This window comes from Enterococcus wangshanyuanii, from assembly GCF_002197645.1.
GTDB lineage: Bacteria > Bacillota > Bacilli > Lactobacillales > Enterococcaceae > Enterococcus_L > Enterococcus_L wangshanyuanii.
In genome coordinates this window covers 3,036,842-3,049,443 of the sequence record NZ_CP021874.1, presented here as the reverse complement: position 1 = coordinate 3,049,443, position 12,602 = coordinate 3,036,842, and the positions used below count along the sequence as shown (strand labels likewise).

The 12,602-nt window shown below is 34.9% G+C and carries 14 protein-coding genes; 1 reads left to right on the top strand and 13 read right to left on the bottom strand.

Features of this window, described 5'->3' with window-relative positions:
* Positions 1–90: 90 nt before the first annotated feature.
* The 6 genes from CC204_RS15290 to CC204_RS15265 all read right to left on the bottom strand — a co-directional run bounded on the left by CC204_RS15290 (position 91) and on the right by CC204_RS15265 (position 4,144).
* Positions 91–360: a hypothetical protein gene (locus tag CC204_RS15290; RefSeq protein ID WP_157894311.1), complete on the bottom strand. Its 270-nt coding sequence runs from the start codon at positions 358–360 to the stop codon at positions 91–93.
* 98 nt (positions 361–458) lie between these two features.
* On the bottom strand, positions 459–962 hold the full coding sequence (locus CC204_RS15285; protein ID WP_088270945.1) for a hypothetical protein: 504 nt from the start codon (positions 960–962) through the stop codon (positions 459–461).
* 639 nt (positions 963–1,601) lie between these two features.
* Positions 1,602–1,910 (bottom strand): hypothetical protein, encoded by a 309-nt coding sequence (locus CC204_RS15280; protein ID WP_088270944.1) that lies wholly within the window; start codon positions 1,908–1,910, stop codon positions 1,602–1,604.
* Between the two features lie 19 nt (positions 1,911–1,929).
* The gene (locus tag CC204_RS15275) at positions 1,930–3,531 is read right to left on the bottom strand and encodes an EndoU domain-containing protein (RefSeq protein ID WP_088270943.1); all 1,602 of its coding nucleotides are present in this window, start codon (positions 3,529–3,531) and stop codon (positions 1,930–1,932) included.
* Positions 3,522–3,881 (bottom strand): hypothetical protein, encoded by a 360-nt coding sequence (locus CC204_RS15270; RefSeq protein WP_088270942.1) that lies wholly within the window; start codon positions 3,879–3,881, stop codon positions 3,522–3,524. The genes CC204_RS15275 and CC204_RS15270 overlap by 10 nt, the downstream gene beginning before the upstream one ends.
* An 11-nt stretch (positions 3,882–3,892) precedes the next feature.
* A complete protein-coding gene (locus CC204_RS15265; protein WP_088270941.1) occupies positions 3,893–4,144 on the bottom strand; it encodes a hypothetical protein in 252 nt (83 codons plus the stop codon).
* An 826-nt stretch (positions 4,145–4,970) separates the two neighbouring features.
* On the opposite strand from CC204_RS15265, the gene CC204_RS15260 reads away from it, so the two are divergent.
* Positions 4,971–5,552, top strand: coding sequence for a hypothetical protein (locus CC204_RS15260; protein ID WP_088270940.1), 582 nt, complete (start codon positions 4,971–4,973; stop codon positions 5,550–5,552).
* 42 nt (positions 5,553–5,594) lie between these two features.
* On the opposite strand, the gene CC204_RS15255 is transcribed toward CC204_RS15260, so the two are convergent.
* The 7 genes from CC204_RS15255 to CC204_RS15230 all read right to left on the bottom strand — a co-directional run bounded on the left by CC204_RS15255 (position 5,595) and on the right by CC204_RS15230 (position 12,421).
* Positions 5,595–6,731, bottom strand: a complete 1,137-nt coding sequence (locus CC204_RS15255) for an SH3 domain-containing protein (RefSeq protein ID WP_088270939.1) — start codon at positions 6,729–6,731, stop codon at positions 5,595–5,597.
* Positions 6,732–6,790: 59 nt separating this feature from the next.
* On the bottom strand, positions 6,791–7,171 hold the full coding sequence (locus CC204_RS15250; protein WP_088270938.1) for a phage holin family protein: 381 nt from the start codon (positions 7,169–7,171) through the stop codon (positions 6,791–6,793).
* 100 nt (positions 7,172–7,271) lie between these two features.
* Entirely contained in the window at positions 7,272–8,303 is a 1,032-nt protein-coding gene (locus CC204_RS15245) for a metallophosphoesterase family protein (RefSeq protein WP_157894310.1), read from the bottom strand.
* A 37-nt stretch (positions 8,304–8,340) separates the two neighbouring features.
* Complete coding sequence (locus tag CC204_RS15240; RefSeq protein ID WP_227011172.1) at positions 8,341–10,074, bottom strand: hypothetical protein; 1,734 nt, start codon at positions 10,072–10,074, stop codon at positions 8,341–8,343.
* 12 nt (positions 10,075–10,086) lie between these two features.
* Positions 10,087–10,260: a hypothetical protein gene (locus tag CC204_RS21410; protein WP_188634535.1), complete on the bottom strand. Its 174-nt coding sequence runs from the start codon at positions 10,258–10,260 to the stop codon at positions 10,087–10,089.
* The gene (locus CC204_RS15235) at positions 10,244–10,459 is read right to left on the bottom strand and encodes a hypothetical protein (RefSeq protein WP_088270936.1); all 216 of its coding nucleotides are present in this window, start codon (positions 10,457–10,459) and stop codon (positions 10,244–10,246) included. Before CC204_RS15235 ends, CC204_RS21410 begins: the two co-directional genes overlap by 17 nt.
* Positions 10,460–12,421 (bottom strand): phage tail protein, encoded by a 1,962-nt coding sequence (locus CC204_RS15230; protein ID WP_088270935.1) that lies wholly within the window; start codon positions 12,419–12,421, stop codon positions 10,460–10,462. It lies immediately after the preceding gene.
* Between the last annotated feature and the right edge of the window lie 181 nt (positions 12,422–12,602).

Below are 12,602 nucleotides of genomic sequence, written 5' to 3'. Positions count from 1 at the left end.
AGTAAATAATAAAAAAAGAACGAGAAGAACTGAGCGCTATTATGGCTCGGTTCTTCTCGTTTTATTGTATAGTCATTTTTATGCCTTTTATTAAAATTTATCTAGCATTTTTCCTTGATCCTCTAAAACTTGTGTTACTTTCTTTCCAAACTGCCCTTTTACTGTTTCCCCTAGACCGCTTGTTGCAGAAGTGATGGAACTTTTTGCACTTTCTGATTCCGTTTCTCCTGATTTTTTTGTTTTTTTCACAAGACTATCTTTTTTCGACTCATTACCATACTCTGAAAACATTTCATGTATACTTCTTCGCTCTTTTAAATTTTCTTTAATTTGATTAGATATACTAATAATTTTTCTCACATTTAAATATTTATTTATTGATAGTACAAGCTAACTAGCCAAAGCTTCACTATCTGATGCCAATCATATAGTAAAGTGCCTTTTTTTAACATAAATATTTAATGTGATCTCAATTTCTTGATTAAATCATCTAATTCGTGAACATAATTATTCTGTAAAGGATTTAATTTGATTAGGTCCGCCAGATATTCTTCTGATTTTCCTAAAATTTCTGTTTTAAAATCCGAAAACGGGACTTTTTTGTCTTTCCAAAATTTATAATCTGCATCAGGAAGCTTTTCTGTACGTACCAACCCACCTTGTCCAATTTTATCTCCCGAAATTTTACTAATAGATACAATATCTTTATCTTTACATATTTCAATCCATGTATTAAAAGATTCAATATCATTAATTAAAACATAGTTTTCTGTTTCTAAAACCTCTAAGCATTTTAGAAAACTAGTAAACCAATCATACACGGATACTGAAAAAACATCTATTTCTTCTTCAAGAAGAATTCCATAACTTTCATTATCAATATTAAAACTAAAATACCCATATTCTCCAGTAAACTTCTCTAATTCATCATTTTCAAATATCTTAAACTTTATTTCAAACATTTTTTCACCTTATTTCATAAATTTTTTAAATTGGTCTAAAGTATATTGATACTTACCATAAGCTGTTCCAAACTCTCCATCAGGTTGTATATAGACACTAATTTCTTCCCCATTTATCTTGTAAAGGAAAGTATCTCCTTTCTTTCCTTGAGATAGCAAATCATTATAAGCAATTTCAGTATATTTATTTATCTGATCCTTAGTCCAATTAGGGTTAAAAAAACTATTTCCATCTAACTTCTCAGCTAATCGACTTTCAGATAGATACTGTGATTGATTCTTAAGGGAATCTATATTATGTTTGTTTATATGCGATTGATTTAGTTTTGTTCCATCAGGAAATTCATTTTTTAAGACTTCATCAAATTGAGGTCTTCATAATGTCCTTAAATCAGGATTTCCATTAGCATGATATATCTTCTCAGCTCCACTAGCTTTCTCTGGCTGTAATTAAGCTCTAAAATTAGAAAAAGAAACGATAAAGTTGAATCGTTTCTTTTTCGATATTGAATTTTTGTACAATAAATACAGCTACTTTTGTTAGCTATTGGCAAATTGATTAGTGAGTTCACCCTTACTAGTCAAGGCTTTACTATTTGACGCCAATCAGATAGTAAAGTGCCTTTTTATTTTACTAATTTAATTGTTTAATGCTTCCTTCGCATATGAAATATCCATCTCCAAATCTAAATCTGGAAATTTTTTCTGCAGTTTTTCTAACGTATCAATAAAATCTTCACTTTGTAGATTTTCCGATATATCTTCAAATACTTCGCTTATCCATTCTAATTGCCTTTCAGAACAATTATTCAGATATTCAATCGTGGCTTTCTCATCTTCTGAAAATATTTGCGTCAATTCATCCCATATTTCATTAATTCTTGGGTCATCTGGTAATAATTTTTTTCGTTCATTTATTAAATTTTCTATTTTTTCAGAAACAATCATTTTTAGCTCTCTCCTTCTTTTACGGTTGTCTAGAGTTATCAGGTATTATTGTTGTCACTTCTCCATCTTTCTTTATTATCCCCACTCTAACACCATCATAATCTCCAAATGCCCATTGACCATCAGGTAAGTTCTTATTCTGTGGAAGATTATTTATGTGATTACCAGCATCACGAATTTTAGAATCATTCCATTCTTTAGGAAACCATGACTGACCATTTCCTGTTCGTTTCATTTTATTTTTATGACTTGGAATATTTCCCGTTCTAACACCATTTGGATATTCTTTAACAACATTAAAATCTATATTATTTTCTTTCAAATAATCCATATTACTTTGCCCATGACCACCATTAACCAATCGATTATTAGTATTGAAATCTCCTAAATCAGCATGCTTTAATGTTGAATCAGGTACACTATTTTTCACATTAGCTCCACTGGCTTTCTTATACGGCTTATTTCCATTACACTTATTTTTATCTAGCGTATAATTCTTTCCGTTCTTACTTCCTTGAATAACTGGTTTCTTATTAGGTAGGTTATTTTTGGGCGTTGATATGTTCACAACTCCTTTGACCATCACACCCATTGTGATTAACCCATTGGCCACTAACGATGCTTTCCCTAATTTTTCGGCTGTTGTTAATTTTTTCCCTGTCACACTATCGATCCCTGTTGAAAGTTCTTTTATCAACGTCGCATTTTGTTCATAGAATAACTCGTCCATTCCTTTTCCACGATCCCCTTGAACAAATCCTAAACCATGTTTTGCAATCATTCGACTTAACCATTCATTATACGCCAAACTTACAGTGATGTCTTCTGCCGTAGCTGTTGTTTTCCCTTTTTCTACCCATAGCCATATTTTTCCATACCCTAAATCAATCAATTTATATTCTCGATTTCCTACATCAGGTTGCTTATCTCCAGTAACCCCATTTAAATCACTTGCTTTTTTCAATTGATTGAACCAACTTTTATCGACTCCTTCTGGCAAAGAGTACGATCCATCACTATTCACAATCGTATTCTCTAAAATCAAACAATTTTGCATGGCCACTTTCATGTCATTCAAACTATTACTGAACAAGCCATTTGTTTGGGAAGAAAAGGTACGCAGTTTCTCTAACTTCTTTTCGAGTTCTCGAATATCATCTTCAAAATCATTTGACATACGAGCCAAATTGGATTGAACGTTTAATAAAGCGTCCAATACTTTTGCGACAGGATTATTTCGAGATAACGCTCTGGCTAATGCCGCCGAAGCATCAACAGACGCTTTCATCGCTTTTTTCGTGGCTATTTGTTGCATTAATTTGTCTTCGTCCAATGTCCCTTCACCTGAAACCAACGCATCGGCGGAGCTGTAAGTCTGTAATTCACTTTCAATACTATCTATTGCAGAAGTTACTTTACTAATGGTGGGTAAAATTAAATCACTAAATAAGCCTTTACCAGCCGTGTAAGCAGCTCCTGACAATGTTTTACCGTCTACGGCAGCTATCACCTGTTGACTCCCAGATTTTAATTGTTCGGAAGCTTCCTTACCACTTTGAAGGTTTTTCTGTAATGCAGAAATTAATTGTGAAGAATCTGAGCTAGAATAAATCAATCCCAAGGAATTTCACCTCTCTTTTTATACAATTCTTCGGTTTCTTTATCAAGTATTTTTCGTTGTTCAGAATAAAAATTACTCAAATTTTCTTCTGCCTCACGCAATTGATGGGCGAAAAAAACTTCTTGTTCTTCATTTCTTCGTTGCATACGAATTCCTTCAATATTCCCTTCATGAACAACCTCTTCGTTTAACATAGCTAACGTACGATAACCACGATGTAATTCTTCTTGTAAATCTAAGAGGCTCATTTCGATCTTCTTCTGATCTTGTTTCAACTCATCCATACTTGTTTCTTTTTCTGTAATGAAACGGCCATATTTGGCTCGTTCTGCATCATTTTTATTCTCCATGAATTAGCTCCTTAAAATTTAATTTTGCTGTCTTCAATTGCCATAATCTCAGCAATTTTAGGGAACTTTTGACTTTGTTCTTTCACGCAATCGATTAGTTGTGCTAAATCCGACAACAATTGATTATTTATTTCCGTTCCTTGCTTCGTACTAGAAATATTACTTTTTCCGAGTGTCACTTGTGTACCCTTGTTGACAGATACGGATTTAATACCAGATACCGCACCTGTAGCAGCGCCTATATCTGAAGCTATATGACTCATAAAAGAATCAACCCCTTCTTTTTCAATAAGTATAGTTTAACAAGATAAAGATAAACAATATAGGTCATTTAGTAAAAATAAATCATTTCCCCTTGATTATTATGGAAAGTCCGCTGTGTATAGGTGATGCTAAGTGCCTGTTACGCAAAAAAATCAAACGTATTATCTTGTTTTAACTGATAATACGTTTGATTTTTTTATTCAAGTGCTTTGTTTTTACTTACAATAAACAATGGTGTCAGCCAAAATCCCAATTCACTTTATTCATATGTTTAAGCTAAAACGACTAGATGAACTAAATCAGAATCAAGATAGTTGTTTTGTTGCTATTTTGATCTGAAGAATATTCTGAGCTGTCTGTTCTCTACCATCTACACAAAACTTTAAGTTGTAAAAACCAGCTCTCCAGCTCTTATAATGGGTTTTACACAAGTATTGTATTCGGAAATCCGTTGGCATCATTTATAGATAATAGAAATGTTTTACTCGTAGAAAATAGCTCTTTTGCTTTAGCAATGAGTTTATCGTTCATACTAGTATCACCCTTAGATACTTCTTTATTACAATAAAAATTCCCTTATTTATGATAAGGTTCATCAGTTTTGATTGTTTATTTTATTACTGCATAAGACTGAAAACCGCTTAAAATGGGACTTTATGACTTGTTTGCGACAAAACCATTTTCAATAATTCCGTAAGCATACGGTATTTTTGCCCCTTTTCTGCTCCTTTCAAATTGTTGTAACATACTAAAAGTGAGTTATTGGTTTAATGTTTACGTTTTGTTTGATATACTTGTTTAGAAAATTATTTTAGGAGGATCGATATGAAAAAAGTAGTTTATGGAGTTTTGTTAATTACTATATTTGGACTTGCTGCCTGTGGGAATGGTAAAAAAGAGACTTCTTCAAGTAGTAAAGTTGATCAATTGGAATCGAGAGTAAAGAATTTGGAAAGTTCATCTAGTGCAGAAGTGGAAGAAAGCAAACAAGATAGAGAGGAAATGTTAGTAAACTTAAAATCTGAGACAAACAAAAAAATTGCTAGCACTTTTCTTGATAATAATCTTGGAATGTATAATGCTCAAACCGACGGGCCTTCGGAAATGCAACCAGTCCCAGAAGATAATCCAACAAATAGACCTGTATACAGCAGTGGCATGAGTTTTTATGTTGAGGATACTGAAGATAGTTTCATAGTGTACGTTGAAAATTATACATCTGTAGAAGAGGTGGATGCTGCTAATAAATTTTTAACTGAAAACGCGGTAGATCAACCTTTAATGAGTGATAATAATTCAACTTTTTCGATAATGTATGCTTACCCTAGAATTTCTAGCAAATCAACTAAAGAAAAAGACGAAAAAGACTTCAACAAATACAAAGAAGTATTTGAAAATATTCAATAAAAAATATCTTATGTACAAGCCCTCCGTAGAGGGCTATTTTATTTAATTAAAAAATCCTCTTCCCCATGTTGTGTCAATACGTCCATCATCTGGACCCACTGCAACATAACGACGAGTTCCACCGTAATCAATATAGCTGATCCATACATAACCAGCTGATTGTGCATACCCATCATAAACAATAGCTTCGTAAGGAGCATACCAAGCTAACGCTGGACTTGCTACCGTAGTATCTCTAGAAACAGGTAAACTTTGGTTTGTAGTAAAGGTACCATTCATTTTAACAAGATGAGGCTGCTCTGGTTTAGATGGTGTAATGGGTTGACTAGGTGTCAAGACTTCTGCAATGTCTCCATCATTTACATAACCTAATAACTTCCCAGTATTTTTAACCTCATATAAATTTTTACGACCATCAAGCTTGCGAGTGATTGTGCCAACTTGTGTCCACTTTTGATTTGCATTGATATGTTTCTCGTTTGGATCATCGGGACTATTATAAATAGTAGTAAAACGGATGTTTTGACCTACTTTATATTTTGGTGTGTTGGGTTTATTCGGTTTGACGATCGTTTCGCTTCCATCTTCTGGAAGACCGTTCATCAAATCTTGTGCCAACCTAGATTTACTGATACCCCACTGCGCTAAATAACCATACGGATCAGTATGATCGCCCCACCAATTATTCGTGATCCACTCGTGAGTTTTAATTCCGTATGGTGTAGCATCATCCAAGTCAAACGTAAATCCTGCTTGTTTAGCTAGATCACGCGTCAAGTTTACATATGCTGCATAGTCTTTTTTGAAGATGGCAGCGTTATTAGTGCGAGATAGTTCGATTTGTGCAAAAGCCTTGCTGTTCCCAATTGCCCCAGCTCCATATTGATAGTAGCCATTAGGTGCCAGCTGTTTAACACGTCCACCACTTCCAACAAAATATGAAACATAGGCATTTTGCCAATTACGCTTCATATAGGCTGTTTCATTATCCAGTGAGTTTAATCCGACATTATTTGGATTGCCAGCTTCATGTAACACAATAATTTCATTTGAAGCATATCCCGGATGATAACTAAACTGAATAGGATCTTGTTCAACTGTATAAGCAGCTGCCGGTAACGGCAACAGCAATCCTGTAACAACAATCAATGACAATAAAAACTTACTAAATTTCTTCATCTTAAAACCTCTTTCATAATTTTTTATATAAAAAAGAAGCCACCGAAGTGACTTCTGATTTATTTATCTTTTTTGATATTTTTCAAAAAGTCCTCAAAAAGCTCTGTACCGATTCCCATTTTTTTATAGTTTTCTAGAATTGATTTGAGTTCCATCATTAGATAACCTAAATACAATACATAGATTAAACCTACACCCGCACCACCGGGAATTAAAGGCGCTAAAGGAATAAAGAACAGTAACAAGATAATACTCGCCACTTTTCTTAAAATCCCATTGATACCTACTTTGCTAGTAAACTCAATTTCCGTGTTGATCTTAGCAGCTAACGTGCCGCTTAAAAAATCGATAATCATTGCCCCGCAAATTAAAGCTAAAACATAAATTGCCTTGTGATCCGCATCAGCTACAAACTGATCTAAATATTTAAACACTACCATAAATACCACCTTTTCATAATTTTAAAAACAAATAAATCGCAACTAATCAAAAAGGAATGGCTAATAAGCAACCATTCCTATATCCTAAAGTTTTTTTGGACTAATATTGATACTCTCTATTAGTTGATCGTCCACAACCTAAAATCATAATTTTTCGATTTGTAGGATCAATCTGGATCACTTGTAACGCATCCTCACCAGCAGTACCCAGTAAAGATTCCGGTTGCCAATCTTCAAACACTGCTTGTCGACAAATAATGACATTAAATCCTTCAACTTGTATTATTTTTTCAGTGTGGTTATGACCAGCGATGTAAGCAGCAAAGTTACTAGCCTTCCGTTTTGAAAAGTCCACAGTAAAATTCACTGAAAAGTCTTCTCGATACTTACTGGTAGTATCACTAGAAATCGTGGTTAAAACTCGATCGTTGAAGGCCTTAATAATTTTTATTAAGCTATCATGGTTAATCGAATTTGCTTCATTTTGTGAACCATCAATTGGAACATGGCTAAACATGACTACATGGTAATCATCTGGACATTTTTTCAACGCTTCATCAGCTATCCATTTCAATTGACGTTCCCTGAAGCCCATCGTCCCCATACCATAGTATTTTAATTTCCCTTCTGAGTTAACTATTGTTGGATTATCCACTGAATCAACAAAAATAACTCTAATCTTATATTTTGGATAGTCTTTGTATCCATATAAACTATCACCATCTCGAACTTCACCATAATTACTAAAGCTTGTTCTATACATTTTTTTGAATTCTTCTGATGAAATCACATCGCTTAGCAATGGATTTACAGTATTAAATTCACTTGGTTTTTGAGAACCATCATCATGATTCCCTCGTAATGCAAAGCGGTCAGCTTGATTGCCGGCAAAGAAAAACGACAGCCACTGGTTCATTATCGTTGTGTTAAGTTGTTTCCCTATCCGACCGCTTTGGACATTATCTCCTCCAGCAATCAATACATCGACAGAATCCTGCAAATAAGTTAAATTATTAACTTTCGTAATACCATCAGAAGTATGTTTCACATAGTACCATAAATCATAATGACTATCGGTTTGAAATCCGATTGACAGTAAATTCGGATTTATTCTACTCTTTAAGTCATCCAATGCTGATCTATAAAAAACCTCTGGTGTCGCCAGAGGTTTAACTGGGAAAGTCAGCTTCTGTTACATAAACTCCAGAACCCTGAAAATCATAACCTGTCGTTGGAACAGAACCTGAAGTCAAGATTCTATAATTACCGGAACCTGCATACATGGTCGCAGGAAGTTGTTCTCCTCCTGTAGATCCAAGAGCTATACCGAAACTAGCTGGACTTTGTGGAGCAAATCCTGTAGGATATGCCCCTAGATTTACCCACCTTACTGGGCCTTTCAAACTTAAATATGCACCTACAATAACCATGCTTCCAATACGCCACAGTCGAATAAATCCACTCTTAATATTAGCGTTAATTGTTGCATCTAACGTAATTTCCTTAAATGCAACACCCTGATCTATTGCAATTGGAATATTATTTATTTGTGGCACACTAGTAAAATTTTTCACGCCATTAACATCTTGATCACCCTCAATTTTTACTGCCTTCGCATCAATAGCAGAACTTACATTTTTAGGTGTCATCAATTTATTAGGAGATGTTCCTAAAATTGCCTCTGTATCAGTGGCAGCAGAATAATTGGGAACATTTCCTAATCCCACTTGCTCCTTCGTTACATCATGAGGATTGTTCGTATTTTCAGTATGATCCTTCAACTGGTCGTCTTTAACAAAACCACTTTTATTCAGCACATCCAGAGCGCTCAACGATACTGTGATTTGTACACCAATGTAATCAACATCAATAGATGCTGGTGTAACGCCATTAGAACTATCAGAGAATACCAGCACATTGATTTTCCCGTTGGAATCGATAAAGTTACTATCTGTGATCTCGGTTGTAAAGTCAGTATAGTCGGATGCGGCATTCTGCATCTGAACGGAATAACTATCCGTTGATTCCAAGAAAGTGGCAACCTTCAAGTTTTTATTTCCTGGTGAAGAAGCTTTCCCACGAATTGAGATCTTGATTGAGACAAAATGATCTTTAATATACTTCACAGCTTCAGTTATCGTCATTCCTTCAAAGATACTATCCGCAACTGATTCAATAGCTGCTTTTACATCAAACGGATATAATTGTTGAGGAATAACGCCGTTCTGAGATGATCCAGTCGAAACACCAGTATCATCACGAGCGACAACCTTATTATAGTTGTCTTGAGTAAACTCATTCCAATTTGCTGAAGGCTTTTTCAATGTAGCTGCAGTGTAATCAGAAAAAGCCTGATGGGGATTGCTAGCAATGTTCCCTGCTGTTTTACCTTTAAAATCCATCATCTTAGGAGTATTGACAGATCCCGAAAACAGCTGCATTGCATCGGCAGTTGTTAAGCGGCTATTAAAGTCACTTGTTAACCTTGCCTGTAATGTTGCCTGTTTGATCCCCTCTGTATCAGTTCTTGATTGCACAATTTCAGGATTACTATCACCTGATTCAGCGACTAAATCATCAAATTCATTTCTTAAAGCATCAAACTCTTGCTTATTTTGATTCGCAGTACCTACTGCTCGATTAGCTGTATCGACAGCAGTCTTAGAATCAGCAACAGCTTGATCAGCTTTTTGATTAGCAAGTGCTCCAGCTTGTTCCGCAATGTTTTTTGCCTCGTCACCTGCATCTGTAGCAATCTTCTTGGCTTCATCAATCCCCTGGGTTAATTCTGTTTTGTAATTATCAACCTTTTCAGAAGAAGCATTTGACTGATCTAAAACTGCATTGATTTTTACACGCCCTTGATTGAGCGTGTCTGTTTCTAGAATTTTTTCAACTGCCATTTATTCTCACCTCTATTCTCCATCAATATATTCAATGGTTGATTTTTGTAAAATCTTATTCCCAATTTTTATAAACGGTGTACTTTGATCAATCATTTGTTCGTAGTAATCATCTAACGTTTTTCCAGTCTTATCCGTAATCGTAAAAGGCTGCATGTCACTAATTAATTTAATTGTTAAGTTCATCTTTGTTTTCCTCCATTTCAACATCCATTATTTCGATTAGAACAACTTCCTTTACTCGAACGGTTGCAGTATCAATCATTTCGCAAAACTCACTTTTACATTTTAAAATCTTGTCGCGAATAGCCTTCGCTTCTTTTTCGTGCTCAAAATACATATAAACATGAATACCATTTTTTAAAGTAACGACTAATTGCTTCATTTAGAATTGCCCTCCTAATTGTGATTGAATAAATACACGACAAATAACCTGCGCTTCAATCCTCGCAAGTTTATTCGGTTTTATTTGGATTGTGTGATTCCCTCTGGATATTTTACCAGAGCTAGTCTTTTTCAAATATTTGACAAGATCAAGTCTGTCTTGGTTTGTTTCATGTAATGGAATAGTTGTACCATCTACGACAATATCCACGCTAGTTGCACTGTTTGGCGCTTCATAAATTCCCCATTCAAGCGGGTGGGTATGATCAGGTAAAACAACTTGGTGAGTATGTGCTGGAATAGTTATCTTGTGTGAATGATTTGGAATATTGATACTAAAGTTATGAGTATGGTTTGGGATATTTACATTGTGAGAATGAGCTGGTGTTGATACTGTGTGAGAATGAGCGTCGCTAGCTTGGTCTGTTAAAATATCATTACCACTCCCAGAAGTAATTTCGAATACTGCACCCTTAGCCGAATATCTTTGCTTTCCGACTGGAGTCTGATCTGCATTAGATATTTTTCTAAACATTCTATGATCATGAGAACCTCCCGCACTACTCGTCTGTGTACTTTGACCATTCACACTACTGGTTTGACTACTTCCACCTCCACCAGAAGTAGTTGAACCAGTAGAATAACTACCACCATCAGTACTCGTTTGGGTAGAAGAGCCACCCGCTGAGGTTGACTGTACTCTAGCACCTCCACCTTTAACAGCTTTAGTGTATCCTCTGTAACGTTTAGTTTTGAACGTCAGCTCAACCGTGTTTACATGAAATACATCATCATCAAGATAAAATTCAATATTCGCAGGATAGGCGGCTTCACAATTATCCTGATAGCTATAATTCAGAATATTTGTCGCGCCTTGAGAATAGGTTTCATTGATTTCTTGTTTCCTTCCCAAGTCGGACATGGTTGTATTGATATCACCTTTAAGATTACCAATTTCCAAATCAAGCTTCTGTGGTTGACCAAATACATCTGATTTTGATTCTTTCTTTATCCGCAAATTAACGGAACCATAGTCATTTGTATTGATCATTACTACCGAACCTTGGCGAAGTTTATCAATTTCAAGTGGCTCATCTGTCAGCTTAATCAAATCAGCTGCAGTTACTGTCCAACTAACTTTAGGTTCTCCCCATTTTTTCAACATCGCTTGAGCATTGTCTTTAAGCGCCTGAGGAATAGTAAACCGTTGATCTACCCAAACATATTCAACTAGCCCATATTTCTGTATAGAAGCTTTATCCTCCACATAAGACACGTTATTATTGACTGATTTTATATTAATTTGATTTACACCTTCACCAGAACCTAATGGATACACACGATTGACAAGACTGTTAGGATCCACCTTGATTTCAAAGCCTTCCATGTTATACCCTTCTTGGATCCGACAGACTGGCTCTGTTTTTGGTTTGACTAGGGATAATTCAAAGGGATAAACTTGTGTATTCCATTCCCAGATATAATCTTCATCAAAGGCTTTGGGTATACTGAAAAGCGCATCTGCTAAACCATTTTCATTTTCCCAAGCATAGGAGAAATAACGAGTAAATTCACACTTCTTCAATACCCAATGTTTCACTTTTTGTTTTGATAATACATAATTGATTACATCAACAGTCTTTTTATTGACTAATTCATGGTAACCAAAAAGGACACTATCAAGAAGTGTCCCTAAAACATGGTATGCAGTGTAATGGATAGTGAAGTTACTTCGATCTTTCTTTATTTCAGAAGGCATCACTCGATACAGTCCAATGTATTCATTTTCATTGTCTGTAAGTTCTACCCACAATAACGCTTGGATTTGTTCATTTTTTGGATCATCAATCGGCATTGTAAACTCTATACTCCCGATTTCATTTTCTATTTTTTCGTAACTAACTTTTGTTGCATTTTCTAGAATGGCTGTATACTCACGTTTTAAATCCATTGTCATTAACAAGGATTATCACATCTCCTTTCATTCTGATATAATTTTTTTAGAGAGAGAGGTGAATATTATATGTCTGATTTTTCCAACATACCAACGAGAAAAGAATTCGAACTAACCAAAGATATGCTAGACACTCTTAGTAACTTTTTGAAAGAAAATTCAATAAGAAGTAACTCATCAACAGGTCAAT